Origin of the sequence: Defluviitoga tunisiensis (genome assembly GCF_000953715.1) — a bacterium.
GTDB classification, from domain to species: domain Bacteria; phylum Thermotogota; class Thermotogae; order Petrotogales; family Petrotogaceae; genus Defluviitoga; species Defluviitoga tunisiensis.
Genome location: NZ_LN824141.1, coordinates 754966 through 781357 on the forward strand (window position 1 = coordinate 754966; position 26392 = coordinate 781357).

Annotated in this window: 26 protein-coding genes; 21 read left to right on the forward strand and 5 right to left on the reverse strand. The window is 30.0% G+C overall.

The window, feature by feature from the left end; all coding sequences use genetic code 11:
* Positions 1–94 precede the first annotated feature (94 nt).
* From hisA to tsaA, 5 genes are all read left to right on the forward strand, one after another.
* A complete protein-coding gene (gene hisA / locus DTL3_RS03585) occupies positions 95–814 on the forward strand; it encodes a 1-(5-phosphoribosyl)-5-((5-phosphoribosylamino)methylideneamino)imidazole-4-carboxamide isomerase (RefSeq protein ID WP_045087559.1) in 720 nt (239 codons plus the stop codon).
* Positions 783–1541, forward strand: a complete 759-nt coding sequence (gene hisF / locus DTL3_RS03590; protein WP_045087560.1) for an imidazole glycerol phosphate synthase subunit HisF — start codon at positions 783–785, stop codon at positions 1539–1541. The genes hisA and hisF overlap by 32 nt, the downstream gene beginning before the upstream one ends.
* Positions 1528–2172: a bifunctional phosphoribosyl-AMP cyclohydrolase/phosphoribosyl-ATP diphosphatase HisIE gene (hisIE, locus tag DTL3_RS03595; RefSeq protein ID WP_045087561.1), complete on the forward strand. Its 645-nt coding sequence runs from the start codon at positions 1528–1530 to the stop codon at positions 2170–2172. Before hisF ends, hisIE begins: the two co-directional genes overlap by 14 nt.
* A gap of 6 nt (positions 2173–2178) precedes the next feature.
* Positions 2179–3252: a histidinol-phosphate transaminase gene (hisC, locus tag DTL3_RS03600; RefSeq protein ID WP_045087562.1), complete on the forward strand. Its 1074-nt coding sequence runs from the start codon at positions 2179–2181 to the stop codon at positions 3250–3252.
* 69 nt (positions 3253–3321) lie between these two features.
* Positions 3322–3807, forward strand: coding sequence for a tRNA (N6-threonylcarbamoyladenosine(37)-N6)-methyltransferase TrmO (tsaA, locus tag DTL3_RS03605; protein WP_045087563.1), 486 nt, complete (start codon positions 3322–3324; stop codon positions 3805–3807).
* Between the two features lie 94 nt (positions 3808–3901).
* On the opposite strand, the gene mgtA is transcribed toward tsaA, so the two are convergent.
* Positions 3902–6607: a magnesium-translocating P-type ATPase gene (gene mgtA, locus DTL3_RS03610; RefSeq protein WP_045087564.1), complete on the reverse strand. Its 2706-nt coding sequence runs from the start codon at positions 6605–6607 to the stop codon at positions 3902–3904.
* Between the two features lie 493 nt (positions 6608–7100).
* Here mgtA and DTL3_RS03615 point away from each other — a divergent pair, with 493 nt between their 5' ends.
* From DTL3_RS03615 to DTL3_RS03635, 5 genes are all read left to right on the forward strand, one after another.
* Positions 7101–7856 carry an SDR family NAD(P)-dependent oxidoreductase gene (locus DTL3_RS03615; RefSeq protein ID WP_045087565.1) on the forward strand — a complete coding sequence of 252 codons (756 nt, stop codon included), beginning with the start codon at positions 7101–7103 and terminating at the stop codon, positions 7854–7856.
* A 688-nt stretch (positions 7857–8544) separates the two neighbouring features.
* Positions 8545–8919, forward strand: coding sequence for a DUF2089 domain-containing protein (locus DTL3_RS03620; RefSeq protein WP_045087566.1), 375 nt, complete (start codon positions 8545–8547; stop codon positions 8917–8919).
* 11 nt (positions 8920–8930) lie between these two features.
* Positions 8931–10034 (forward strand): DUF4097 family beta strand repeat-containing protein, encoded by a 1104-nt coding sequence (locus tag DTL3_RS03625; RefSeq protein ID WP_045087567.1) that lies wholly within the window; start codon positions 8931–8933, stop codon positions 10032–10034.
* 3 nt (positions 10035–10037) lie between these two features.
* Positions 10038–10985 carry a hypothetical protein gene (locus DTL3_RS03630; RefSeq protein ID WP_045087568.1) on the forward strand — a complete coding sequence of 316 codons (948 nt, stop codon included), beginning with the start codon at positions 10038–10040 and terminating at the stop codon, positions 10983–10985.
* Positions 10986–11259: 274 nt separating this feature from the next.
* Positions 11260–11454, forward strand: coding sequence for a hypothetical protein (locus DTL3_RS03635; RefSeq protein ID WP_045087569.1), 195 nt, complete (start codon positions 11260–11262; stop codon positions 11452–11454).
* 387 nt (positions 11455–11841) lie between these two features.
* On the opposite strand, the gene DTL3_RS03640 is transcribed toward DTL3_RS03635, so the two are convergent.
* A complete protein-coding gene (locus DTL3_RS03640) occupies positions 11842–13467 on the reverse strand; it encodes a hypothetical protein (protein ID WP_045087570.1) in 1626 nt (541 codons plus the stop codon).
* A 354-nt stretch (positions 13468–13821) separates the two neighbouring features.
* On the opposite strand from DTL3_RS03640, the gene DTL3_RS09595 reads away from it, so the two are divergent.
* The 5 genes from DTL3_RS09595 to DTL3_RS03660 all read left to right on the forward strand — a co-directional run bounded on the left by DTL3_RS09595 (position 13822) and on the right by DTL3_RS03660 (position 18562).
* The gene (locus tag DTL3_RS09595; protein WP_171820579.1) at positions 13822–13965 is read left to right on the forward strand and encodes a hypothetical protein; all 144 of its coding nucleotides are present in this window, start codon (positions 13822–13824) and stop codon (positions 13963–13965) included.
* Between the two features lie 717 nt (positions 13966–14682).
* On the forward strand, positions 14683–14871 hold the full coding sequence (locus DTL3_RS03645) for a hypothetical protein (RefSeq protein ID WP_045087571.1): 189 nt from the start codon (positions 14683–14685) through the stop codon (positions 14869–14871).
* 140 nt (positions 14872–15011) lie between these two features.
* Complete coding sequence (locus tag DTL3_RS03650) at positions 15012–16418, forward strand: radical SAM/SPASM domain-containing protein (RefSeq protein ID WP_045087572.1); 1407 nt, start codon at positions 15012–15014, stop codon at positions 16416–16418.
* Entirely contained in the window at positions 16418–18136 is a 1719-nt protein-coding gene (locus DTL3_RS03655) for an ABC transporter ATP-binding protein (protein ID WP_045087573.1), read from the forward strand. The genes DTL3_RS03650 and DTL3_RS03655 overlap by 1 nt, the downstream gene beginning before the upstream one ends.
* A 252-nt stretch (positions 18137–18388) precedes the next feature.
* Positions 18389–18562 carry a 2-oxoisovalerate dehydrogenase gene (locus DTL3_RS03660; protein WP_171820617.1) on the forward strand — a complete coding sequence of 58 codons (174 nt, stop codon included), beginning with the start codon at positions 18389–18391 and terminating at the stop codon, positions 18560–18562.
* A 195-nt stretch (positions 18563–18757) separates the two neighbouring features.
* On the opposite strand, the gene DTL3_RS03665 is transcribed toward DTL3_RS03660, so the two are convergent.
* Positions 18758–20479, reverse strand: a complete 1722-nt coding sequence (locus tag DTL3_RS03665; RefSeq protein WP_045087574.1) for a hypothetical protein — start codon at positions 20477–20479, stop codon at positions 18758–18760.
* Between the two features lie 370 nt (positions 20480–20849).
* Here DTL3_RS03665 and DTL3_RS09600 point away from each other — a divergent pair, with 370 nt between their 5' ends.
* The 5 genes from DTL3_RS09600 to DTL3_RS09850 all read left to right on the forward strand — a co-directional run bounded on the left by DTL3_RS09600 (position 20850) and on the right by DTL3_RS09850 (position 24835).
* The gene (locus DTL3_RS09600) at positions 20850–20990 is read left to right on the forward strand and encodes a hypothetical protein (RefSeq protein ID WP_171820580.1); all 141 of its coding nucleotides are present in this window, start codon (positions 20850–20852) and stop codon (positions 20988–20990) included.
* Between the two features lie 185 nt (positions 20991–21175).
* On the forward strand, positions 21176–22618 hold the full coding sequence (locus DTL3_RS03670) for a B12-binding domain-containing radical SAM protein (protein WP_045087575.1): 1443 nt from the start codon (positions 21176–21178) through the stop codon (positions 22616–22618).
* Positions 22619–22728: 110 nt separating this feature from the next.
* A complete protein-coding gene (locus DTL3_RS03675; RefSeq protein WP_045087576.1) occupies positions 22729–23964 on the forward strand; it encodes an MFS transporter in 1236 nt (411 codons plus the stop codon).
* A 246-nt stretch (positions 23965–24210) separates the two neighbouring features.
* A complete protein-coding gene (locus DTL3_RS03680; protein ID WP_144403467.1) occupies positions 24211–24693 on the forward strand; it encodes a hypothetical protein in 483 nt (160 codons plus the stop codon).
* Between the two features lie 19 nt (positions 24694–24712).
* Positions 24713–24835, forward strand: coding sequence for a hypothetical protein (locus tag DTL3_RS09850; protein ID WP_269446384.1), 123 nt, complete (start codon positions 24713–24715; stop codon positions 24833–24835).
* A 313-nt stretch (positions 24836–25148) separates the two neighbouring features.
* On the opposite strand, the gene DTL3_RS03685 is transcribed toward DTL3_RS09850, so the two are convergent.
* Both DTL3_RS03685 and DTL3_RS03690 read right to left on the reverse strand, forming a co-directional pair.
* Entirely contained in the window at positions 25149–25394 is a 246-nt protein-coding gene (locus tag DTL3_RS03685; RefSeq protein ID WP_045087577.1) for a DUF2283 domain-containing protein, read from the reverse strand.
* On the reverse strand, positions 25382–25687 hold the full coding sequence (locus tag DTL3_RS03690) for a PBECR2 nuclease fold domain-containing protein (RefSeq protein WP_045087578.1): 306 nt from the start codon (positions 25685–25687) through the stop codon (positions 25382–25384). The genes DTL3_RS03685 and DTL3_RS03690 overlap by 13 nt, the downstream gene beginning before the upstream one ends.
* Before the next feature lie 403 nt (positions 25688–26090).
* On the opposite strand from DTL3_RS03690, the gene DTL3_RS03695 reads away from it, so the two are divergent.
* On the forward strand, positions 26091–26309 hold the full coding sequence (locus DTL3_RS03695; protein WP_045087579.1) for a hypothetical protein: 219 nt from the start codon (positions 26091–26093) through the stop codon (positions 26307–26309).
* Positions 26310–26392: the final 83 nt, after the last annotated feature.

Genomic DNA, 26392 nt, shown 5'->3' on the forward strand with positions numbered 1-26392 from the left:
TTTTGTGAAAATAATTAAATCCAAAACATACATATAATAAGCATTTTATAATTTCTAAAGTGAGTAAAAATACAAGAATAAGGAGGCGAAGAAAATGATAAAAAAAATACCTGCCATTGATCTTATGAATAAAAAGGTTGTAAGATTATATAAAGGAGACAAAAAATTTGTTAAAGAATATGGAGACCCCATAATGATTGCAAAAAAACTATCTCAATTTGTTGATCTAATTCATATAGTTGATTTAGATGGAGCTTTTGAAGGATCTCCGAAAAATCTTGATGTAGTTCAAGAGATAATAAAAGAAACAGGATTAAAAGTAGAAGTTGGAGGGGGATTTAGAACGTACGAAAGTATAGAAAAAGCATATAACATAGGTGTAACTTATGTGATCGTTGGTACAGCTGCTTTTGATCTTGAATTTTTAAGAAAAGTAACCCAAGATTTTACTAATATTACAGTAAGTTTGGACGTAGAAAAAGGAAAACTAAAAACCAAAGGTTGGCTCGAAAACTCTAATAAGAATTTAAAAGACGCCTTTGAGGTGTTTAAGCAATATACAAAAAGATTTATATATACTGATACAACTAAAGATGGTACTTTAGAAGGAATATCCTCATATATAAATAAATTTTGGAATGATGAGGAAGTAATATATGCTGGAGGCATTACTAGTGTTGAAGATATAAAGAAATTAGAAATAATTGGCTTTGATGGTGCAATAATAGGTAAGGCGTTGTATGAAGGAAAAATAAAATTAGAAGATTTGAAAGGAGATAAATATGAAGTCAAAGAGAATTATAGCCGCTCTTGACATAAAAGATGCTAAAGTATCAAAAGGAATAAAGTTTGACAAAATTAAAGAAGTTGGTGATCCGGTTGAATTAGCAAAAAAGTATGAAAAGGAAGGAATTGACGAAATTGTACTCTTAGATATTACTGCCTCAAACGAAAAAAGGAAGATAATCAAGGACTTAATTGAAAAGATATCTAAAGAAATATCAGTTCCATTTACTGTTGGAGGAGGCCTAAATACAGTAAGAGATATATTAGAAATAATAGAAAGTGGAGCAGATAAAGCCTTTATTAATACAGCAGCTGTTAAAGATCCTAATTTAGTAAAAGAAGCAGTTAATATTGTGGGTAGTACAAGAATTGTGGTAGCAATAGACGCAAAAAAGGATGAAGCAACGAATAAATATTATGTTTACACGAACGGTGGTCAAAAAAAGACTGATTTAGAGGCAAAAGAATGGGCAAAAAGATGTGAAGATTTAGGTGCGGGTGAATTACTAGTAACTTCTATTGACACCGATGGCATAAGAAAAGGATATGATTTGGAGTTAATTAAAACTATAACTGAATATGTTAAAATACCGGTTATTGCATCAGGTGGAGCGGGAAGTGTTAAAGATTTCTATGATGTTTTTCAAGTTGGAGCAGATGGTGCTCTTGCCGCCTCAATCTTTCATTTTGGCGTTTATACTCCTGTGGAACTAAAAAAGCAACTGAAGGAGATGGGGATTAATGTTCGATTATAAGAGTATTATCGAAAATATTGATTGGAACAAGAATAATGGATTAGTACCAGTAATAATACAAGATTTAGACGGAACCGTTTTAACTTTAGGATATATGAATAAAGAAGCTTTAAATAAAACTTTAGAGACCAATTTAGTCCATTACTATTCTAGAAGTAAAAATAGGATTAGGATGAAAGGAGAAACAAGTGGAAACTATCAAAAAGTCAAAGAAACTTATATAGATTGTGATAATGACACCTTGCTAATTAAAGTTGAACAAATAGGAGCTGCTTGCCATCTAGGTACTAAAAGCTGTTTTAGGAAAATCGAAGAAATAGAGCAACTTCCAGAATCTACTGTTGACTATTCCCTTGACTTTCTAAATGAGTTAAAAGAAACAATTAAAGACAGAAAAAACAATCCAAAAGAAGAATCTTACACAAGTTACCTATTTAAAGAAGGAAAAGAAAAAATATACAAAAAATTTGGAGAAGAAGCAGTAGAAGTCTTAGTTGCACCAAATAGAGAAAGGATTATATACGAGACAGCCGATTTGATTTACCATTTGCTTGTTTTACTTTGCTTTGAAAATATTGAATTTGGAGAAATTGTACAAGAACTCAAAAAAAGGCACAAAGAGGAGGAATAAAAAATAATGAGATTCAATAAAATTTTAAACAGTTTTCCTGAATATAATCCATCTTCAGCAAAATTGTCAAATGATTTGATAGATCTTAGCAAAAATGAAAATCCTTTTGATGTTTCTTATGAGATAAAGCAAATTTTTTACAATAAGATTAATCAAACAAGTTTAAATAGATATCCTGAATTAACTTCTGATAGCATTCGTCAAAGAATTTCAGAATTCTTAAACACGTATTTTAAATCATACTATTTAAATTTAGACAAAAACAATATAGTTGTGGGAAATGGAAGTGACGAATTAATATCATATTTAGTAAAAATATTTGATGGTGAAGAAGTGATTGTTTCTCCTCCAACCTTTGAAATGTACGAATTTTATTCAAAGCTACACAATTTAAATGTCAAAAAAATTCCTTTGGATGAAAACTATGAAATAAACAATTTAGATCAAAAAATAAACGAAAAAACAAGGATAGTTTTCATCTGCTCACCAAATAATCCAACGGGTAACATCCAACCAGAAGAAGAGATAATAAAAGTTCTAGAAAAAGGATTTCCTGTAGTTATAGATGAAGCCTACGCAGATTTTTCAAAAAAAAGCATGATTAAATGCTTAGAAAAATATCCAAACTTAATAATACTTCGAACTTTTTCGAAAGCTTTTGGTCTTGCAGGCATAAGGGCTGGGATTTTAATAGCTAATCAAGAAATAGTAAGACAAATCATGAAAATTAAATCACCATATAGTTTCAATATTTTATCTGAAAAAATGGTAGAAACAATAATAGAAAATTACGAAGATGTTTTAAAAACTATAGACTATATTATAGAAGAAAGAAATACTCTCAGTGAAAAATTAAAAGGGTATGCCTTAAAGAGTGATTCCAATTTCTTACTTATAGATTTAAGTAAGATTTCTGGGTTAAGTGCAGAAGACGCTTACAACTTTTTTCTAGAAAATAAAATAATTGTCAGAAAATATTCAGGTGTTTTAGAAAACAAAATTAGAGTTACTGTGGGTACTAAAGAAGAAAACAAGAAATTTTTAGACTGTTTCAATAGTCTGCTTGATAAGTATTATTGAATTAAAAAATCAGCTTAGATTTCAGGATTTCCAAAATGAATAGTAAAATAATTTAGGAGTGAAAAATTGATGAGAGAAATTATCTATAAGCCAATTGGAATAGTACATTCTCCCTTCAAAGATCCTATAGGAACGCCAATCCAGCCCTCTGCGGCTGCAGGTATTGCTGCAACAGTAGAAATCTTCCAAGAATATGAAGAAGGCTTAAAAGATTTAGAAGGATTTTCTCATATTATACTCTTGTATCATTTCCACTTATCAAAACCATATAAATTAATAGTAAAGCCTTTTATGGATGAAAATTATCATGGTGTTTTTGCCACACGAAGTCCAAGTAGGCCCAATCCAATAGGCATATCAACAGTTAAGTTATTAAAAATAGAAAAAAATATACTTTATATCCAAGATGTAGATGTTCTGGATGAAACACCTATTTTAGATATAAAACCTTATGTGCCAGAATTTGATATGAATGAAGATATAAAAAGAGGTTGGCTAGAAAATAATATACATAAACTTGGGTGTTCAAAAGATGATGGCAGATTTAGTGAATAAAAAATTGATGAAGCAAGTATTAGTATAAAGAAATTGGATATTTCTAATATCCAATTTCTCTCAAAAACTTATTAAATTTTAATGTTCCTTAAAATCATAACAAACTTCCAAATTTGTGTATAAATCTTTCCTTAACATATTGTGCAACTGTTAAATATGCTATTAAAGTGAACATCAAAAATAGGAAGTATATTCCAGGTAAAGGTACGAAACCAAAACTTTCTCCAATCGATGTAAATGGAATAATTGTTCCTATCGTAACGCCGAGTGATGTAAAAATCATAAGTGGCCAAGAAGCAGTACTCTGAATAAACGGCATTTTTTCTGTTCTAAGCATATGTACAACCATAGTTTGAGACCACAAACTTTCTACAAACCAGCCAGTTTGAAATAATGAGGCAAATTGGAGTTTTAGATATTCTGGTAATAAGAAATAAGAGTTACCAATTACCGCAGGACCAACTAAGAAGTACATTAAAATATAGGTAGTTATATCAAAGATAGAACTGATAGGTCCAAACCATATCATGAAACTACTTATTTTTCTAGCATCCCATTTTCTTGGCTTTTTTATATACTCTTTATCCAGCTTATCCCAAGGTACCGTTGACATTGAGATATCATAAACTAGGTTTAAAAACAGTATCTGTAACGGTTGCATTGGTAAAAAAGGTAAAAATGCACTTGCTACTAAAACTGAAAACACATTTCCAAAATTGGAACTTGTGGTTATTGCGAGATATTTCATAATATTTCCAAATATTTTTCGTCCTTCAATTACCCCTTCTTCCAAAACTGTTAAACTTTTTTCTAGAAGAATAATATCAGCAGATTCTTTTGCTATATCTGCAGCCGAATCAACTGAAATGCCCACATCAGATGCTCTCATGGCTGGAGCATCGTTTATTCCATCACCTAAAAATCCAACAACATGACCTTTACTTCTGAGTGCTTTAATTATTTGTGATTTTTGCATTGGGGAAAGTTTTGCAAAAATCGTTGTTTCTTCTACGATTTTTGAAAGTTCATCATCCGTCATCTTTTCAATATCATTGCCTAAAAGGACATTTTTTATTGATAACCCTACTTCTTTGCAGATTTTCTTTGTGACGAGCTCATTATCTCCTGTTAATATTTTGACATCAACGCCTAATTCAAGTAAAGCTTTTATGGCTGCGGGAGCCGATTCTTTTGGAGGGTCTAAAAAAGCTAAAAATCCCATCAAAACCATTTTGTTTTCATCTGCTACACTGAAAACATCTTCGGGAGGAACATCATTTTTTTGAGCAATTGCTAGAATGCGCATACCATCTTTGCTTAATTGATTAACAGTTTCCATTACTTCATTTTTAATTTCCTGGGTTAGTGGAACTACTTTTTCTTTGTATTCTACCCACTCACAAATTGACAAAATTTCCTCTACAGCACCCTTAGTTATAAGTTGCCTTTTGATTGTTTCGCCTTCACTCCTACTTTCTAGCACAACCGACATTCTTTTTCTAACAAAATCAAATGGGATTTCATCGATTTTTCTGTAAATTTTTTCCAACTCTGACCCTTTTATTCCTTTTTCTTCTCCATAATTAATAATAGCTTGATCCATTAAATTTTTTAATCCAGTTTGATAATAGCTATTTAAAAATGCGTGTCTCAATACTCTCTCATCCTCTTCTCCAGCTATATTTAAATGCTTTTCTAAAACTATTTTATTAAGAGTTAAGGTACCTGTTTTATCTGTACATAGTACATCCATTGCTCCAAAATTTTGTATGGAATCCAGCTTTTTAACTATCGTTTTTCGTTTTGCCATTGCTACTGCACCTTTTGCAAGATTTGTAGTAATTATCATTGGGAAAATTTCTGGTGTCAATCCTACTGCTACCGCCAATGCAAAAAGTAGTGCATCCAACCAGCTTCCTTTAGTCAACCAATTTACAATAAAGACAATTGGAAACATAAATGCCATAAACCTTATGAGTAATTTACTAACATCGTCGATACCTTTTTCAAAACTTGTTTTAGATCTTTTTCCTACCAAAGTTTTTGCCATTAAGCCTAAATAAGTATGTTGTCCTGTTAAAAGAACTACACCCATTGCAGAACCGCTGACAACACTTGTTCCCATAAAGCATATATTGTTTAAATCGGTTAAAGTTAAATTGTCTTGATTCAGTTTATCTTTTTTTAAATTTGGATATTTTTCTACAGGTTCTGATTCACCAGTTAAAGTGGCCTGATTTACAAAAAGATCTTTTGATGAAATGATTCTTAAATCGGCAGGTATCATATCTCCAGCAGCTAAATATACAATATCCCCTGGTACAATCTCTTCTATATTGATTTCTTTTACATCTGTTCCTTTTCTCTTAACTGCAGCTGTAGTGTGAATCATAGCTTTTAATTTTTCCGTTTCAATGCTTGAGCGATATTCTTGAATGAAATGCAAAAAACCACTTATTAGAATGATTACAAAAATAATTATAATTGTACTCCAATCTCTGTATTCAGGTGCAATAAAAAGAACGTCAGTAAGATAAGATACAATAGCAAGAAAAACAAGTATCCCTGTAAAAGGATTTATAAATGCTTTTGTAAGTTGAATATACCAGCGTGGAGGTTTTTCATGCGCTAGTTCGTTTCTCCCATAAATTTCAAGTTTTCTTTCGACCTCTTCTTGTGATAAACCATCTTTATCTGTATTCAACTGTCGAAATAATTCTTCAGGACTTTTTGTGGCAAAATCATATAATTGTTTAACAATCGAATGAGCAGTACCGTTTTTCTTTGGAATTTGTAACATTTTTCCACCTTCCAATCGTTATAAAATTATCGTTGTTGTTTTATTATTAATTTGAACTAGTCTATATAAGATTATGTATTAAGATTAAAGTTACAAACGAAAGTGAAAAAAGAGGAGAATTTATCTATGAAAAATAAAAGTAATAATATATAAAACCATCATACATATTTCATTCTATCAGAAAAAAAAGGAGTTAAGATATCATTTTGTTTTAGTCATGGTGACTGTTGAATGACTTTTATATTAAAAGATAAATTTGTGACAAAATGATAATTAGAGAAAAAATTCACAAAAACGAAAAATATTATCATAATTTCTTCATTAAAAAGTCTGTGAAATTTTTCATTAATTCGCTATAATAAAAATAAGAAATTTCAGAACTTTAATTTTTTAAATAAAAAGTGAAAAAAATAACAATCATATAAAAAATAAAAAATAATTTTAGCGTACTAAAAGTATCGAAGAAAGAAAACTAAAAGGAGGCTGGATATTTATGGCTGGAAGATTAAATGGGAAGGTAGCGATAATTACTGGTGCAGCAAGAGGTATGGGTAAAGTTGAAGCAGAACTCTTTGCTAAAGAGGGTGCAAAAGTTGTAGCGGCAGATATTTTAGAAGATGAAGTAAAGAAGGTAGCAGAGGACATTGTCAAGGCTGGACATCAAGCGATTGCTTTTAAACTCGATGTTTCCAAATCTGAAGATTGGAAAAAAGTCGTTGATAAAGTAGTCGAAAAATGGGGAAAGGTTGACGTACTAGTAAACAATGCGGGTATATTTCCAACTTCAGGGATAGAAACAGCTACAGAGGAAGAATGGGATAGAGTTATGAATATCAATGCTAAAGGTCAGTTTTTGGGTATAAAATATGTCTTACCTGCTATGAAAAAAGCTGGAAAAGGTTCAATAATTAATATTTCCTCTATTGCAGGATTGATAGGTACTGGAATGGCTGTTGCATATCATGCTTCAAAAGGTGCTTCAAGACTTTTAACTAAGACAGTTGCAGCCGAACTTGCAAAATACAATATCAGAGTAAATTCAATACATCCAGGCATAATTAGGACTCAAATGGTTCAAGACTTCTTAAAAGACGAAGAAACTACCAAACAAGCCTTAGGAACAACTGTTTTAGGTAGACCTGCAGAACCAATTGAAGTTGCATACGGGGCATTATTCTTAGCATCGGAAGAATCATCTTACATCACTGGAACAGAATTAGTTATAGATGGAGGATATACAGCACTTTAATTTAGAACAGAAATGAACTCGTCCTCTCAATTTTGAGAGGGCGAGTTTTTTTACTTATTTTGAAGAGGTTGAAAAGATTATTAATAACTTTCAATTTACAATTTTCTTGTGTTTTCATAATAAAAATAAAATAAGTCATCTGCTAGATAATCATAAGAAGTATAATAAGATTCAATCTTTTTAATTTTTTTATTGGGTTTTTTCAACATATTAAATCCCCCTTTAAATTTTCTTAGTTAACAATTATAATTCTAAAAAGATTCTATCATGATAAATTAAAAAAGTCAAGATATTATTCAAAATATTAAACATATAAACAAATTTAATAAATATGAAAAGGAAAGACATTGTTAGATAATAAGTAGTATTAATGGTATTTATTCATCAAAAAATATAATAAATTTTAAATATGTAAGTAGGCGGAATAAAATTGGAAAATAAAAATTTTTAAAATATATTGATTTTTTTGAATAAAGATGTTATAATTTTTGTAAGATATTGATTCATATGCTAAAAATTATCTATTTATTATTTAAAAATTTCAAATTACTTTTTTAAAATACTAATTTATCAAAGCTTTAAACAGTAGTTGACTTTTCGTAGTTCAGTGTTGTTGAAGGTGTATTAAATTGTGAATATATGAGTTTTAAAAGTATATAAAAATGTGTTTACTAAAAGGAGGGTCAATATGCCTAAGTATAGATTATCAAAATGTCCAGCATGTGGAGGAAAATTAGAGATTATTAAGTATCAATGTGAGGAATGTGGAACAGAAATTATAGGACACTTTGAACTAGAAGAATTTGCACGATTAACTGATCAACAATTATTATTTTTAAAAATGTTTGTAAAAACTCGGGGTAACTTGTCTGAACTACAAAAAGAACTAGGCATTTCATATCCTACAGCTAAAGCAAGATTAGAAGAATTAGCAATTGCAATGGGATATGAATCAGAAACTATTGAAAGTAGAGAAAAAACGCTTGAAATCCTTGAAAAGATAGAAAGGGGAGAAATTACTCCAGAGGAAGCAAAGGAGATATTAAAAAAATATAAAAAGTGAGGGGAAAGTTAATGCCTAAGCTAGATTTGAGCAAAGCAAAGTCTATCAAAATTGAAGCTAGAAATTTTCATGGAGATATAAAAATTCAATATGCACCAGTTACTAATTTAGAATATCCTGATTCAGACGTAGAAGTCAAAACAGTCTGGAATTCTGACAATAATAGTGTCATAGTCTATATGGATTACGAAAAAGGAGATTTTTTATCAAAGTTTTTCTCTTTTTCACGAACATTTCATGAGGTACCAGTTAATTTGTATATAAATGAAGAAGTAAGCGACTTTAAATTGGACCTTTCTGCTGCAGACTTAAATATTATTTTAAATTCTACAAATGTTGATGTTTTATCAATTAAAACATCAGCTGGTGATTTAGACATTAAAGGTTCTCCAAACTCAAAGTATATGGAAGCTTTTCTTGTTGATACTAAAGCAGGAGATGTTACAATTGATTTAGAAGGGACAAATATTGATGAATTTAAATTAAAAAGTGCAGCCGGTGATTTTGATATATTCAATATAAAAGCTACTAAAGGAGAATTCAGTTTCGCAAGTGGGGATATTTTAATTGAAGACAGTAAGATAGACGATTTATGTATGAGTATGGCCTCGGGCGATATATCAATAAAGAAATCAGTAATTACAAACGCAAAAATAAAAACTGCAAGCGGGGATATTTTAATTGATTCTTTATCCAAAAATTTCTATTGTGAAATAGATTCAGCCTCAGCTGATATAGAATTAATAGTGCAAGGAAAAGACGAAATTAATGTAGTAGGAGCAATAAAAAGGTTTTCATCTTCAATTAAATCAAATGTAGATTTAATTCAAAAGTCTGAGGTTTCTTCAACTCCTAAAGGAAGAATATTAAAAGTCAATGTGATGAGTGGGGATATAACAATTAGAGGGATAGAGTTAAAAGAAGACCCCGAAAAAGAAGGTCAATATGAAGCAGGGACACCTCGTGGAGATGAACTTTTAACTGCCGAAGAAAAGAAAATTTTAGAATTATTAAAGGAAGAAAAAATTTCAAGATCATTTGCAATAGAGCTTTTAGAAGAGCTTGGATATAGTCAAGAAGAAGCAGAAAAATTTTTAAAAGATAGGGGGTTATAGATTATGGAAGGAAGAATAATTCTAATTGCACTTGGAATACTAATATTTATATCGGTTTTATTTAATGAACTTTTTGTCAATTTTGGTTTGATAAAGTTCTTCTTTGGGGTTGTTTTTGTAGCCTTTGGAGTACCTTTTTACAAAAAAAAGAGTGCTGGAACCCTCGGAAACTTAATATTTGGAGCTATTTTAATATTAGATTCGTTTAGGCTTCTTCCTTCACCTCTTAATTTCTGGCAAATTGTATTATTGATGATTGCCTCATATATATTGGCAGCTGGTCTTAGTGGATTATTTCATGTAAGGAAAAAACCACATAAAAAAATAAATAAAGAAATTTTAATTTTTGATATTCCTCCAAATTTTACAGGAGATTCACTTGATCTATCAACAGAGGTTGATTGGAGTTATTTAACCGTAGAATCATCTAAAATTGATTATCCTGTAAGAGCGAAGGCAAGTATAGATGGCGAAATTTATTCATTTAAAAATAGTTATGATGGCGATAAAGTAATGGTTAATAACAAGCTTAAAGTTTCCAATGTAAAAGTACCTAGGAGAGCAAAGATTTCTATATATTTAAAAGAAGGTATTAGTTATAGTTATGTTGGTAAATTAAATGTGAGTGACGGTTTCTTAAACTTTAGACAAATTAACACAAAAGATGTCAGAATAGAAGCAACCGCGTCCAAAGTTGCTATAATACCGTCTGAAGTAGATAATTCAACAATAGATATAAATTCAGAGGTTTCATCAATAAATATAAAATTACCTAATGATGTAGCTTTGGTGTTAAATCAAATAGGAGAATTAAATTTTAAAGACTTGGAGTTGATGACTCAAAGAGAGGATGGGTCGTATGTATCAACTAACTTTTCAGAGGCATTATACACTTGTTACTTGAATATATCTTCGGAGATGTCAAAATTAAACATCGAATTTATAGACTAATTTTTTAAAACTAAACACGACAAGGGGACCCACCTATTGACGAGTTCTGAGTCCCCTTTTTAGAAAAATAAATAAGGGAATCTCATTTTTTCAAAAAAATCGTTTTTATATTAAAACAACTACTTGAATTATTCTCATAAACATTTTATTATATGCACTTGGTGTTATATAATTAAAGAACCATGTGACCTTAGGTTATGATAGAAGAGCATATAAGTGTTGTAAGTATAGGAAACATCTTCTATCCTTATCTTCCCTCCTTATTTTAGGAATTATGAGTGAAATTCTAAATATTAATGAAAATCTCATAATTCAAAGGCGAACAGCAACAGATGCAAGAGGAAAAGTCTTTGGCTTACGTTTCACTATTGGTAATTCTCTAATGCCTTTTTCTTTTGTATTAGCTGGAGTGTTAGCAACTGTATTTCCTTTACAAAGTTTTTTTATTGTTTTTGGGGTATATGTATGATAATAGGACTAATGTATATGTTTATTCCTATTCAATTAAAAAAACAAGAAATGTCGGCAGACTAAAAGCTTTTACGAAATCAATTCTTAAAATGGTTAAGTGGTTTCTTATTTTTCTTACCTTAGCAGTTTTATTAAGAAGTTAAGTTAAACGAATTATTTCTTTTCAATTGGTAGCATATAGTAGTATTAAGAGATGGAGAAATAATAGGAGAAGGAACCCACAACGAATTAATAAAAAGTTCTCCTGTTTACAAAGAAATCATTGAAAGTCAGTTAGTGGTGTGAAAAGAAGGGGTATTGTAGCATTTTAATTTTTTCTAAATTAACGTATGCGATATAATTTAATTGAGTTCATTAGTATAAGAAAGAAGATATAGTATATAAATCACTTAAACACCTTTAACGTTTCAAAAAGTTCTTCTCTTTCTTTTCCTTCAAAAACATAGAAAGAAATTGCTGAGGGTCTTCTTTTTAACGTGTATTTTTTCACAAATACATTGATTTCTTTTGGTACTTTTGGTCTTAATTCTTTTGGTATGTTTTTTATTTCATAATACCTTCCATAGTTCATTATGTACCTTTCTATTATATCTTTCTGCTTTGAATCAGCTTTTAGGTATTTTTCAATGAACTCTTGTAAATGTATCTTATTTAAGTCTTTCATGAACTTTTTTACAAGCTCTTTTCTTGCCAAATAAAAAGGATGTTCTTTGAAAGTTATATCTTTGTTTGTGTAAGTTTTTTGTTCTTGGTTGGTTGTTAGTAATGAATCAACATCTATATTTGGAGGTTTTTCAAATGTTGAGTTTATTAACTCTCTTGTGTAATAATCACATCTTCCTTTGATTAAACTTCCACTTTCTATGTCTTTAATTACTCTTTCTAATTTAACCTCTTGCTTGTAATAATGAACAAGATAAGAAGTAAAAAATTTAGTGAGTTGCTTTTCTACCTCTAACTCCATAAATTTGTAAAAGTTTTCTTCAAACTTCTTGTCTATATCTTTCTTTTTTAGTTCTTTTATTATTGGAATAGCAAGAGAACTGTTTATTTCAAATTCAAGATTGTCTATTATGTTTCTCAATGTATTTGGCTTTATTTGCTTTGTTATTCCAGATAAGAAATTATCTAATGCTCTTTTTGAGATATTTAGTTCTTTAATAGAAACTTGTTCTTTTTCTATTTCTTGTTTTAAAAAATTTCTTAATACCTTTGTGTTTAAATAATAATTGTTATCTAAATTAAAAACAAAGTATTTTAGGTGATTAATACTTTCTCCACATTTTCTTTTTAAAGTATTGTATCTTTCTTTATCAACCTTTGATAAACACTTTGAGAAAATAAAAGCTGTTTCATACATCATTGGATCGTTGCTTTCTTTTTGCACTTGAAAGATAGTATCAAGTGAATTGAAAACATTAAAGTTATCATCATCAAAATAATAACCAAGGTAAAATCCTAATGGAAGAGTAAAGTTTAAAGCAGTATTTTTATCTACATCTTTTAACCACCAACTTATGTTGTTTAAAGCTTGAACTACCCCAGATGGATGAGGTACATCCTTCAATGTCTTAAATGCTTGAATATTTAACTGAGTTGCTTCTACATATTTTTCTTCATTCTTTTTTTCTCTTGCATCAGCCATAAGGATAAATCCCTTATTAACAGGATTGTTTTCGTATGCTTCACTCCAATATCTAATCTTTTCCATACTTTCATTGGAGTCATAATACAATTCTCGTATGTTTCTTAAAGATTCTACAACGAGTCCTCTAACATATTGAGGAATATTACCAAAGTTATCTCTTAATTCTTTGTATATTACTTCAACTTCTTTGACATCTTTTAACCTATTTAAAATAATCAATTTTTGTTCTAAAAAAAGATAATACAAACCACCTTTTGATAATCCTTTTGTTGATTCATTCTTTAGATAATCAACAATATAATTCAAAAATGGCCTTGAAAATTGTCCATAGGTAATTATCTTCACTAAAGATTGAAGAGTCATTTTACTAACCCACCTTAGTCATCTAACGTTTACTATTTTGATACATTCATCTTTTATTGTTTGCTTAAATTCAACTTAGAGAATTTCTCAAAAAAAAGAAGTTTGTAACTCAAAATTAATTATAACATAATATTGATAAAAAGTAAAAAATGCAAGATAATTCCATTAAACAGAATAAAATTTGTCTTAATTAAAGTTTACATAAGCTTTTTTGAGGTAATCTCTAAAAATATATTCTAATCTATATTTGAGCTCAATAAAAAAATCACTTGCTTATCATATAGAAAAGGGTATGATAAACATAGAGTACAGAAGTTTTATTTATCAAAATAAGTTATGGGGGTGAAGAAAAAAGTGAAGAGACTTATTGTAATATTCTTAATCACTATTTTAGTGTTGGGGGGAATATTTGTTTTTGGAGGTGATAATACTTCAGAAGATAGAACAAATGGATTTAAAATTGGAGAAATTATAAGTTATATCGAAGAAAGTTGGTAAGTGTAGAATTTAAACTTTTAAAAAGTATTGTGAAAAGGATCAAAAAGATGAGAAGTGTTTGGTGACGTAGAAAATTATTAAATGGAGAATAAGAATTAAGGTTATTAGCCGGCATATATTAATCCTGCAGGGAAGTAAAATTTAAAACAAGAGGAGGTGTAGAAAGATGATGAAACTAAACACAAGTTCGAGAGTAGTGCCAGCTTGTGGTTGTGGGATCGGTTCTTGTGGAAATAAACCAAAAACTTAGTAATAAAATAAAGTAAAGATCAAGGATTCCTTTCCCGTAAGGAATCCTTGTTAGTGCACCTGGCATGTAACGATAGTTTGGCGGTGAAAGTCCGCTATGGGCTTGGCAGTGGGAAACATTAGCCAAAGGCAAGGGTGTCCACCGTGAGGTGGAATCTGAAGGAAGCTATAGGCAAAATCCTGGCCCGATGAACAAGAACCGCATATAAGGCTGAATTGGAATGGATGAGTTTGCCGAACAAAACGAAGTCCGACACTGCCCGAATTCCATACAGTAAATGCGGCGGGTAGATGGGATGAAAGCAATCGTACTTACCCGGGGAGGTCTGACAGAGAGCCAGGAAGCAGACAGCTACAACCGGCATGCGAAGATGGAGACATCGGAGCTAAAACTGTCAGAAGTCAGCAGAGGCCATAGTACTTAAAAAAAAGATAAGGAAGGGCCAAACGATAGGAGGTATCCAGAAATTGAGCAACACGAAGGGATATGCAGAAAGCAGGCAACTCTCAAAAGGAGGCTACCTGCAAGAAGTAGGGGTGGAACCCCGAGGTAAAGCAGGAGTGCTGAGTATTCCTTCCACGTCAGAAATGGATGGAAACGATGGCAATGAATACATTGGAAGGCTGGTAGAACAATCAGCTTACAATATTCATTAGTCCATTAATTCTATTGAACCGCCGTATACCGAACGGTACGTACGGTTGTGTGAGAGGACGGCTACTCAATTAATGGGTAGCCTCCTACTCGATTAAAGTTTTCAAATTATTAGAAATCATAATTTAAAGGATGTGAATGTATGAGGGAAACAAATGGTTTAAAGATCCCAAAGGAAAATCGGTTAAAAGATTTTTTCTTATTTCAAAAAGATGAATTCGGAATTTTGTGGGATAAATTAACTTTAAATATTTATTCTCTTGATCAAAAACATATAGAAATCTATAAACAACTTTTAAAAATAGAAGATGAAAAAGAAATTGAAAATTTTGTTATCAAAAAAATAAGTGAATTTCCACAATTAAAAAGTGAATTTAACGAATTGTTTCAAGAGTCAAGTTTTAAAGATGAAAGTAAGAATTTACGTAGACTCAACTTATTAATATCTCAACGATGTCCATTAGGATGTCTTTATTGCTACGCCCAGAAGGGAACTTATGGTAATTCTTCATTTATGGCGAAACAAATGGTAAAAAAGAGCTTAGAATCTTTTTTTTCAGTTTTTGATAGTGTAGAAATGGTTCAATTTTTTGGAGGAGAACCTCTATTAAATATAGATCTAATTGAATATACGATAAACTTATTTGAGGAATTGTTTCACAAAAAGATAATTCAAAGAAAACCGAATTTTCTTGTAGAAAGCGGATTAGGAATCTCTAAGGAAAACTTGGAAGAATTTATAGAATTATTAAAAGTTCATCCAGAAATAAAAGTTACGGTTAGCTGTGATGGCCCTGCAGAAATTCATAATTATTTAAGGCCATATGCGAATGGTAATCCATCTTATAACAAGGTTATAGAGAATCTAAATATTTTAAAAGGATATGGACAACCTCATGCAATTGAAGTAACTTATACAAAAATTCATTATGATGTCGGTATATTACCTTCAGATTTGATTAAATATTTTAAAAATGAGTTGGGCTTAAAAGATTCGTTAATATTTGTTGTTCCTGTAATATCAAAAGATCCCTCCTTATCCTTGCCCATAGATATTGAAACAAAGATTTTACATGAATACGAAGCAAATATGATAATGTCTTTAAGAGAAGGAAGTTTTGACGAGAAATACAGCTTAGAAGAACTTAATCAGCATATAGAATATAACATTTTAAGTGCTGCTCCCACAAAATATTTTTGTGATGGAGGAATAGCCAGTTATACGATAGATACATGTGGAAATATTTATCCTTGCCATATGTTGGTTGGGATAGAAAAGTTTAGAATAGGAAACATTAATGAGAGCATTGAAAAGTTTAAAATGGATTTAGTAAATTATGCAAATATGCAAAAAGCAATTGTTGAAAAATCGAAGTATGAACAATGCGAAGGATGTTTTTTACAAAATTATTGTTCAGGATGCCCATCAGCAAACTATTTATTAACTGGAAACATGGATCCCACATTCTCATGCTGTAATATTCAACGACAAGTTATAAAAGATTTATTATTTGAATATATTAAAAATACTGTAAAGGGTGAGAAATAATGAAAAAAGAAAAAAATAAAAGTTATATAAAACTTTTAAAATATTCTAAAAAATATATAAAATATCAAAAAATTCCTCTTATTCTTGCTCCATTATTATTGTTAGTTTCAATCATGACCCCTTTTTTAATTAGATATTTTATTGATGATATAATTGGTAAAAACAAATTTTCTCAGATATTGCCTTTCTTCTTCTTTTTTGTCCTTGTTGTTTTATTAGAAAGAATCATATCTTTTTTTGTTAACTATGGATATTACAAATCTATGAATTTAGTTGTGCGAGACGAACAAATATCCATGTTCAATAAAATTATGATGATTCCCTTAAAAGATTTTTCCCACAACAAAGTTGGGGACTTTATGTCAAGGGTTCTTTCTGACACTTTGGAAGCTTCTTTCTTTCTTGGAACAGGAATCTCTCTAATCTTTTATAATTTTATACAGTTGATCATTGTTTCTTTGGTTTTATTATTTTTAAACTGGCAACTTGCTCTTATCACATTCATTATGATGCCATTTTATTATTTTTCTCTTAGAGCGTTTGACAAAAGTATTCAAAAAAGTTCCGAGTTAGAGAGGAATACGTATAGTGAACTTACAGAAGAATTTAGAGAAAAAGTCGAAGGACTTTGGTCGATAAAGAGTTTTTGCAAAGAGACCTTCTTTTCGAAAGCGTTTTTCAAAAAATCAGAGAGTTGGGTTGGTGCAAAAAACAGATTAAGCAAATTAAATCAAGGTGCAGAAGATTTTATGTCATTTATGTATGAGTTAACTCCAGTTTTAGTATTAGGTTATGGGGGTTATCTAATACTTAAAGGGGATACTACTTTAGGGACCCTTATAGGTTTCTACGCTTATTTAGGATGGATATTTACTCCTATAAGAAATCTCAGTAATTTTTATATCCAAATGCAAAGGGCAGGACAAGTTTCCAATCGTATATTTGAGATACATGATATGCCAGTAGAAGACCGCGGAAAAGGGAAATCTTTTCCTGTCGATGAATATGATATCACTTTTGAAAATATTTGCTTTACATATCAAAATTTGCCTATATTAAAAGATATAAATCTAAGAATTAACGCAAAAGAAAAAGTAGCTATTGTAGGAACAAGTGGAGCAGGTAAATCTTCGCTCGTAAATTTGATACCAAGATTTTACGAACCATCCCAAGGATTGCTTAAGATAGGTAGCTTTGAAGTTAAAGAATATGATCTTGAACAATTGAGAAAAAATGTCAAGATAGTGAGACAAAACGATCCATTATTCAACATGAGTGTAAAAGAAAATATCATGCTAGGTGATGAATTCAGTGAAGAAGAGTTCAACAAAGCCGTCAAAAAAGCAAAGGTAGATAAATTTATAGACCTTTTAGATGAAGGATACGATACAGTAGTAGGAGAAAGAGGGAGTAAGTTATCAGATGGACAAAGACAGAGGGTAGCTATAGCAAGGGCATTGATAAGGAAACCAAAGATATTGATATTAGATGAAGCAACATCGGGAGTAGACTCACAAACAGAAGAAGAGATATTTGAAGAATTAAAAGAATACGATATGACGTTAATAATAATATCTCACAGGTTATCAACGATAAGAAAAGCAGATAAGGTAGTAGTATTAAAAGATGGAGAGATAATAGGTGAAGGAACCCACAATGAATTAGTAGAAAGTTCTCCTGTTTACAAAGAAATCATTGAAAGTCAGTTGGTGATGTAAATATGGGATTTTTTATCTATTACTTTTCATTTTCAAACTTTCTTTTACTAACATTGAGTATGGCATATTTACCTCTTGTAAGGACTGGCGAGTAAAACAAGATGAACATAGAAAAAACAAATCAACAGAACTTTCAATATATTTTCCTCCAATCCCTACAAGGGGTGATTATAATTTCACTCACATGTAGTAAAATATTTGTAAGAAAGAAATTTTTAATATAGTAATAGGTAATAGAAAGGAATGAATATAATGAAAATTAAAGAAATAATATTTTTAGTTGAAGAAGATCCTGAAGGTGGTTACACTGCAAAGGCTTTAGGAGAGTCAATATTTACAGAAGCTGATTCTTTAGAAGAAATAAAAGAAAACATTAAAAACGCAATTAGTTGTCACTTTGACAATGAAGAAGATTTACCTAAATAACATATCAGAATATTTAAAGGTTGCAAAAGAAGAATTAATAAACGAACTTTTTAATAATTAATTTTTTGTTTTCATTTATGTTTTGATGAAGGAAAAGTATAATAAAATATGAAAAATCTTTGTGAATTAAATCCATATAAAACGGTTTATCAAAGTAAAGAGTTTTAATTTCAGTAAAGTGAATTAATTTTATTTTCATTCAAACTCTTCTAAAATCTCAAAAAGTTCTTCTCTTTCTTTTCCTTCAAAAACATAGAAAGAAATTGCTGAGGGTCTTCTTTTTAACGTGTATTTTTTCACAAATACATTAATTTCTTTTGGTACTTTTGGTCTTAATTCTTTTGGTATGTTTTTTATTTCATCATACCTTCCATAGTTCATTATGTACCTTTCTATTATATCTTTCTGCTTTGAATCAGCTTTTAGGTATTTTTCAATGAACTCTTGTAAGTAAGCTTTATTTAAATCTTTAATGAACCTTTTTACAAGAATTTTCCTTGCTGAATAAAAGGGATGTTCTTTGAAAGTTATATCTTTGTTTGTGTAAGTTTTTTGTTCTTGGTTGGTTGTTAGTAATGAATCAACATCTATATTTGGAGGTTTTTCAAATGTTGAGTTTATTAACTCTCTTGTGTAATAATCACATCTTCCTTTGATTAAACTTCCACTTTCTATGTCTTTAATTACTCTTTCTAATTTAACCTCTTGCTTGTAATAATGAACAAGATAAGAAGTAAAAAATTTAGTGAGTTGCTTTTCTACCTCTAACTCCATAAATTTGTAAAAGTTTTCTTCAAACTTCTTGTCTATATCTTTCTTTTTTAGTTCTTTTATTATTGGAATAGCAAGAGAACTGTTTATTTCAAATTCAAGATTGTCTATTATGTTTCTCAATGTATTTGGCTTTATTTGCTTTGTTATTCCAGATAAGAAATTATCTAATGCTCTTTTTGAGATATTTAGTTCTTTAATAGAAACTTGTTCTTTTTCTATTTCTTGTTTTAAAAAATTTCTTAATACCTTTGTGTTTAAATAATAATTGTTATCTAAATTAAAAACAAAGTATTTTAGGTGATTAATACTTTCTCCACATTTTCTTTTTAAAGTATTGTATCTTTCTTTATCAACCTTTGATAAACACTTTGAGAAAATAAAAGCTGTTTCATACATCATTGGATCGTTGTTTTCTTTTTGCACTTGAAAGATAGTATCAAGTGAATTGAAAACATTAAAGTTATCATCATCAAAATAATAACCAAGGTAAAATCCTAATGGAAGAGTAAAGTTTAAAGCAGTATTTTTATCTACATCTTTTAACCACCAACTTATGTTGTTTAAAGCTTGAACTACCCCAGATGGATGAGGTACATCCTTCAATGTCTTAAATGCTTGAATGTTTAACTGAGTTGCTTCTACATATTTTTCTTCATTCTTTTTTTCTCTTGCATCAGCCATAAGGATAAATCCCTTATTAACAGGATTGTTTTCGTATGCTTCACTCCAATGTCTAATCTTTTCCATACTTTCATTGGAGTCATAATACAATTCTCGTATGTTTCTTAAAGATTCTACAACGAGTCCTCTAACATATTGAGGAATATTACCAAAGTTATCTCTTAATTCTTTGTATATTACTTCAACTTCTTTGATATCTTTTAACCTTTTTAAAATAATCAATTTTTGTTCTAAAAAAAGATAATACAAACCACCTTTTGATAATCCTTTTATTCCTTCTTCAATTTTTTCAAGTGCTTCTTCATATTTTGCATCCCATTTTAATTTCAATACATCAATGTAATCAATAAATTCTTCATGTTGTTTTGTTGATTCATTCTTTAGATAATCAACAATATAATTCAAAAATGGCCTTGAAAACTGTCCATAGGTAATTATCTTCACTAAAGATTGAAGAGTCATTTTACTAACCCACCTTAGTCATTTAATATTTACTATTTTGATACATTCATCTTTTATTGTTTACTTAAATTCAACTTAGAGAATTTCTCAAAAGAAGAAGTTTGTAACTCAAAATTAATTATAACATAATATTGATAAAAAGTAAAAAATGCAAGATAATTTCATTAAACAGAATAAAATTTGTCTTAATTAAAGTTTACATAAGGTTTTTTAAGGTAATCTCTAAAAATATATTCTAATCTATATTTGAGCTCAATAAAAAAATCACTTGTTTATCATATAGAAAAGGGTATGATAAAAATAGTGAATGGTCTTTTGAGTTTGTAAGAAAAAGTGTTACACATAACATATTATGTAAAGGGTGAAAAAAGTGAAAAAGTTTGTTGTTATTTTATTGATAGGGGTATTGTTATTAGGAGGCATTGGTTTTGGAGGAGATGAAGAAATAATATCAAGTTTAGAATCAATAAATCCTGAAAAAATTGTAAGCTATGCTGAGGAAAGTTGGTAAGTGTATATTTTAAACTTGTAAAAAGTATTGTGAAAAGGATTAAAAATATGAGAAATGTTTAGAAACGCAGAGGTAAATATTAGATAGAGTAAGAATTAAGATTATTAGCTGGCAAATAGTAATCCTGCAGGAAAATAAAATTGAAAGCGAGAGGAGGTGCAGAAAAGTGAAATTAACTCAGGAAATTGAAGTTAAGAAAGCACTCAATCCGAAAGACCTATGGAATATTAATAAAATCTCCAACCTTGAATAGTATCACACCTTGGAATAGGTCTATACAACCTCCATTGGGTTTGCTATACTTGGCATTAAGCCTTAATACTTTAAATAACAAGATTTTAATTTATGATTTTAATCTTGCTAGACAATTTGAAAATAATATAATAGGAATAATTAAAAGATTTAAACCCGACATACTGGGACTGTCTTTAAAAACAGTAAATTTTCATGATGGTTTAAAAATTTCTTGCATCGCAAAAGAAATTAACCCAAATATTATTACCATAGTTGGAGGCCCTCATATAACAACTTCCATGATGAATGAAAATAACTATCATTTTCAGCTAACATTAATGGAAATGAATAAAAATAAGGCTGATATAGGGGTAATTGGAGAAGGAGAAGAAACCTTCAAAGAGCTTGCAGCAGTCACTTCTTACTCAAATAAAAAAGAGCTTGAAGAAATCAAAGGAATTATTTTCAGAAGTGGTAATAAATGGGTAAAAACTGAAGATAGGCCTCTAATTCAGGACATAGATAATATTCCTTTTCCCGATTATTCATTTTTACCCTATCATTGGACATATGATTCTTATTTAATGATAACTTCACGGGGGTGTCCCTCAAAGTGTTCTTTTTGTGATGCAAGAGTAATATGGGGTGGTGTTTATCGTCAAAGAACTGCAGAAAATATTTTGGCTGAAATTAATTTTCATACTCATACTTTAAAAAAATCAAAGGAATTTTTGATTAGTTTTACAGATGACACTTTCATGGTTGATCAAAAAAGAGTTGCAGAAATTTGCGAAGGCATTCTAAAAAACAATTATAAAATAAATTGGCAATGTGAAGCAAGAGCAGTAGACACTCAAAATTTAAATTTACTTAAATTAATGAGGAAAGCTGGGTGTAAATCAGTATTTTTAGGATTAGAATCCGGGGATGCAAATACTTATAAAAAAGTTTTAAAACCGAACAGTTTTGATCTTGTTTTAAAGGCTGTAAATAACATTAAAGAATCGGGGATGGCAGTAGTTGGTTCTTTTATTATTGATTTCCCATGGGATAACAATAAAACTATTAGGGAAACCATTAAGTTTGCTAAAAGCTTGGAATTAGATTCAATTTCTTGTGCTTTCGCGACACCTTTCCCGGGTACAGATTTTTTTAATAAATATGATCATAATCAAAAAATATATAGGTATTATTCTGACGATTTATATAAAAATTATGATATAGGGATACCCAAATTTTTAAATGATGAATTGACATTAAATAATTTGCTTAATTATCAGAAAGAACTTTATTTTAGTGTTAAGAATTCTTTCATTCCTTTAAAGCGAAAAAATATAAGCAAGGGAAATTTGGAGAATTACTTTTCATCTAGCTGTTTAATTAATCGAAGATAAATTCTACATAATAAAGTAATCTATAAGCAAATATTTTCTCTAACTTTTGTTATAATAATTTGTAAATAATTTTTTATAACTTTGAAAAAATAAGGGGGAAAAAACAAATCATGGAATTACTTTTAAGAAATAAGAATTTCTTATTATTATTTTTGGGAACGTTACTTAGTACTCTTGGGGGATCAATTTTTTTCATATCTGTTGTTTGGACAGCTGCAAGTGAACTTGGTGGAGCCACAGCTGTTAGTGTAGTGCTGAGTTTTCAGGCTCTCCCTATAATTATTACTGCTCCGTTTGTAGGATTGTTTGTTGATAAAAGGAAGAAAAAGAATATATTAGTTAGCTCTTCTCTGATAGACGGATTTGTATTGTTATTTTTTGCCGTATTATTAAAAATGAATATTTTGAATATTTGGATACTTTCAATAACAATTTTTGTTCAACAATTCGTTGGAAGTTTTATGGGATCTTCTTTTCAAACTTTGATTCCTTTGATAGTTAAAGATGAAGATTTGTCAAAAGCTAATTCACTTTTCTCTTCTGCAAATATGCTTGCTCAGTTAGTTGGTTTAGGAATAGGTGGGATATTAGTAGCTTTTTTAGGATTACAAGGTGCTGTAATTTTTAATGGATTACTGTTTATAATTTCTGCAATTTGTGAAATTTTTATAAACTACAAAGAAGAGATAGGAAAAATCGTCACAGAGATTAAAACTTTTACAGGGATAAAAGAAGGGTTCGCATATGCATGGAAAAAGATAGAAATAAAAGGACTTATATTACTCGAAGGTGCTTCAGATTTCTTTGGATTAGCTCTTTTTGTTTTACTCCCTGTAATAACTCAAGAAGTATTAAAAATAGGTGCTGAAGGATATGGAATACTCCAAGCAATGTCTTCAGTTGGAAGTTTAGTATGCGGCATAATGATGTCGTTTATAACAGAAGTAAAGAGAAAATATTTATGGATGGCGATATTTGGGGTAATATTGGGCATTACTTTCTCAATGATCGGAGTAATTAGCTCTTTCTGGATTCTTGCTGTTTTATTGTTTATTCAGGGACTTTTGATTGGTTACGACAATATTATTATAAGCGTTATATTGCAAAGAGAGACTGATCGATACTACAGAGGTAGAGTTTTTTCTTTTAGAAGCATGTTTAACAGCATACTAAGACCTATAGGATATATGTTTGTCAGTCTTTTGCTGTTATTTTTATCTATCAACCAACTGATAATTACTTATGGAATCATTATAGCTATCCTTTCTCTATTCTACCTGTTAATTCCCTATGCATCAAAAAGGGCTAAAGTTGAAGAACAAGGGTCAACCACCCACCGCCTATAGAGGTGGGGGCTTGTAGAAATGCAAGCTCGGTTGATTAGCCTATGTCATTAGCTTTTGCTAATGATTAGTTATAGCAGAATATATAGTCACCGTGGGATGCTCCACAAGTCCCATGCTCTGAGGGTAATGGTTAAACATCTCTGAGGGGTAGGAGAAGTGCTGTTACCATTAAACCTGCTATAACATTGGCGATGTGGACCTACAGGCTTCGGCCTGACTTACCTTGATGGAGGTAAATTGTATGGAATGAAGCCTGTTCAAAAACCATTAAAGGACGCAACATTTATGTCTACTATAAGATGGAAATTGGTCAATGCGCTGATGTGTGACTACACTTACGGTTATATTACAAAATCCAAAAGAGTAAGTCTTGGTTTGGAAAAGACACATTATAACGATGCATTTTGCATAGCAGGTGGAATTAATCAACAGAGAATAGAACCTATCTATTTTGAGCAAATTAGGAGAAACAATCGTTCACTCGAAAAGTTCTATGATGCAAAATATGTTGATATAAGAGATAAGTCTATTAAAACAGGACAAGAGCTTTTCTGTGGTAGAAGGACACGGAACAAAAACTTAAATGAAGAAAATCTTCATAAGTATAGTGGAGCTAAAAAATCAAAAGGCAGAAGAAATATTCGTAAGCAAAGATACGCTTATCAGCCTAAAGATATCGTTATCTTTGGGCAAAAAATATTCAGTTCAAGGTGTACAGAACAAAGGTAAATATATTAAGCTAATGGAAATGTCTAAGCCAGTCAAAATAGATTTAGTTAAGCCCTATATGTTTAGGAAAGGATTTAGTATGTTTTATAACTGCAATTCATCCCCTACTTACAGAAGTGGGAGTCTTCTTGCAGGAAAATGATAAATTTTTAGTACAGCAAAATAATTCAACACATAACAACCCCTTGTAGAGATTGAGAATAAATCGTTTATCAACAGGATTGTTTTGATATTCTTCACACCTATGTCTAATCTTTACCATACTTTCATTGGATTCACAAACAGAAGAAGAGATATTTGAAGAATTAAAAGAATACGATATGACGTTGATAATAATATCTTGCATGTTATCGACGATAAGAAAAGCAAATAAGGTAGTAGTATTATAATCTCTATTGTTTACAAAGAAATTATTGAAAGTCAGTAGGTTGTGTGAATATAGGATTTTTTATATATTACTTTTCATTTTCAAATTTTCTTTTACTAACATTAAGTATAGTTATTCCAACAATTTCTCCTTTTTCGTACCTTATTATTATATCATCGTCAGTAAGTTCAGAATCGTCTGCATGACTTGGTTTTTTGAAATTTATGTATAAAACATCTGCTTCTTTATCGTAAGAAGTCCAAATTCTCGAATAGGGAACTTCTATTAAAATGGGAATTAAGTCTAAAATTTTTTTAATATCTATTTTTCCCATATTTTGGGTCTCCTTTCCAGTTGCTTTTTTCTTTTTGTTAAAAATGAGGTTATTACAAATCCATCTTCTTTACTTGTTTCCTTGTATATAACTACGATATATTTACTTTTCTCAATTTCTTTTACAGCTATAAATTCTCCTTCCCTACCTTTATAAATTACTTCGGGATTTTCAATTGTTTCAAGTATTTCGAAATAGTATCCAGCCATTTCTGAATGTTCTTCTGTAATATGAACCCATCTTTCATCTGTTAATCTAATTGGTACTCTATTTTTTGAAATAACTACATTCATATTATCGATCCTTTTATAATTTTTATTTTAAAAATTATAAACTTATTGCTGTAGATAAATTATATCATATCTTTTGATCATAATTTTTATATACGCAATAGATCATATTAAATGCCCGTTAAAATAGTAGGTTAGATCATATTGAGGCGAACTTTGGGAAACAAGATTTTAAAGATTTAGGGATATGTTGGGGTTGATTTTGTAGAACATAACGGAGAGTCATCCAGTGGACCTTTGCGATGACAAGTGTGTATGTTGATCTTTGTTCACAATGGGTATCAAGAGTAGCAGGATTAGGTAAAAATCAATAGAGCGTTAAGAAGATGAATAATGTAGCTCATTCAAAGATACCTTTTGATGTTATCTGTTACCCCTTGATAACGATAAGACTATTCTTAAAATATTGTTTGATAAAATAAAAGGCAATGATGGAAAGTATCTTTTAAGGAGTAGACCATACAAGAAAAACGATAATGCTCATGTTGAACAAAAAGATGGAGATAAGGTAAGAAAGTTAGTTGGGTATTTTAGATATGATTCAAAAGAAGAAGTAAGTCTGCTCAATGAGATTTACAAGAGAGCAGACTTACTAGACAACTTCTTCATAACCAACGTTTACTAGAAAGTGATTTTCTGACTGAAAAACAAAAGCAAACTCTAAGTGAACTACTCAGCACTTACTCACATTCGTTCGTTGAAGTGGGA

Bases quoted from the DNA above. Each gene is read 5' to 3' on its own strand.
- hisA (WP_045087559.1), top strand. From the start codon at position 95: ATGATAAAAAAAATACCTGCCATTGATCTTATGAATAAAAAGGTTGTA.
- hisF (WP_045087560.1), top strand. From the start codon at position 783: ATGAAGTCAAAGAGAATTATAGCCGCTCTTGACATAAAAGATGCTAAA.
- hisIE (WP_045087561.1), top strand. From the start codon at position 1,528: ATGTTCGATTATAAGAGTATTATCGAAAATATTGATTGGAACAAGAAT.
- hisC (WP_045087562.1), top strand. From the start codon at position 2,179: ATGAGATTCAATAAAATTTTAAACAGTTTTCCTGAATATAATCCATCT.
- tsaA (WP_045087563.1), top strand. From the start codon at position 3,322: ATGAGAGAAATTATCTATAAGCCAATTGGAATAGTACATTCTCCCTTC.
- mgtA (WP_045087564.1), bottom strand. From the start codon at position 6,607: ATGTTACAAATTCCAAAGAAAAACGGTACTGCTCATTCGATTGTTAAA.
- DTL3_RS03615 (WP_045087565.1), top strand. From the start codon at position 7,101: ATGGCTGGAAGATTAAATGGGAAGGTAGCGATAATTACTGGTGCAGCA.
- DTL3_RS03620 (WP_045087566.1), top strand. From the start codon at position 8,545: ATGCCTAAGTATAGATTATCAAAATGTCCAGCATGTGGAGGAAAATTA.
- DTL3_RS03625 (WP_045087567.1), top strand. From the start codon at position 8,931: ATGCCTAAGCTAGATTTGAGCAAAGCAAAGTCTATCAAAATTGAAGCT.
- DTL3_RS03630 (WP_045087568.1), top strand. From the start codon at position 10,038: ATGGAAGGAAGAATAATTCTAATTGCACTTGGAATACTAATATTTATA.
- DTL3_RS03635 (WP_045087569.1), top strand. From the start codon at position 11,260: ATGAGTGAAATTCTAAATATTAATGAAAATCTCATAATTCAAAGGCGA.
- DTL3_RS03640 (WP_045087570.1), bottom strand. From the start codon at position 13,467: ATGACTCTTCAATCTTTAGTGAAGATAATTACCTATGGACAATTTTCA.
- DTL3_RS03650 (WP_045087572.1), top strand. From the start codon at position 15,012: ATGAGGGAAACAAATGGTTTAAAGATCCCAAAGGAAAATCGGTTAAAA.
- DTL3_RS03655 (WP_045087573.1), top strand. From the start codon at position 16,418: ATGAAAAAAGAAAAAAATAAAAGTTATATAAAACTTTTAAAATATTCT.
- DTL3_RS03660 (WP_171820617.1), top strand. From the start codon at position 18,389: ATGAAAATTAAAGAAATAATATTTTTAGTTGAAGAAGATCCTGAAGGT.
- DTL3_RS03665 (WP_045087574.1), bottom strand. From the start codon at position 20,479: ATGACTCTTCAATCTTTAGTGAAGATAATTACCTATGGACAGTTTTCA.
- DTL3_RS03675 (WP_045087576.1), top strand. From the start codon at position 22,729: ATGGAATTACTTTTAAGAAATAAGAATTTCTTATTATTATTTTTGGGA.
- DTL3_RS03680 (WP_144403467.1), top strand. From the start codon at position 24,211: ATGAAGCCTGTTCAAAAACCATTAAAGGACGCAACATTTATGTCTACT.
- DTL3_RS09850 (WP_269446384.1), top strand. From the start codon at position 24,713: ATGTCTAAGCCAGTCAAAATAGATTTAGTTAAGCCCTATATGTTTAGG.
- DTL3_RS03685 (WP_045087577.1), bottom strand. From the start codon at position 25,394: ATGGGAAAAATAGATATTAAAAAAATTTTAGACTTAATTCCCATTTTA.
- DTL3_RS03690 (WP_045087578.1), bottom strand. From the start codon at position 25,687: ATGAATGTAGTTATTTCAAAAAATAGAGTACCAATTAGATTAACAGAT.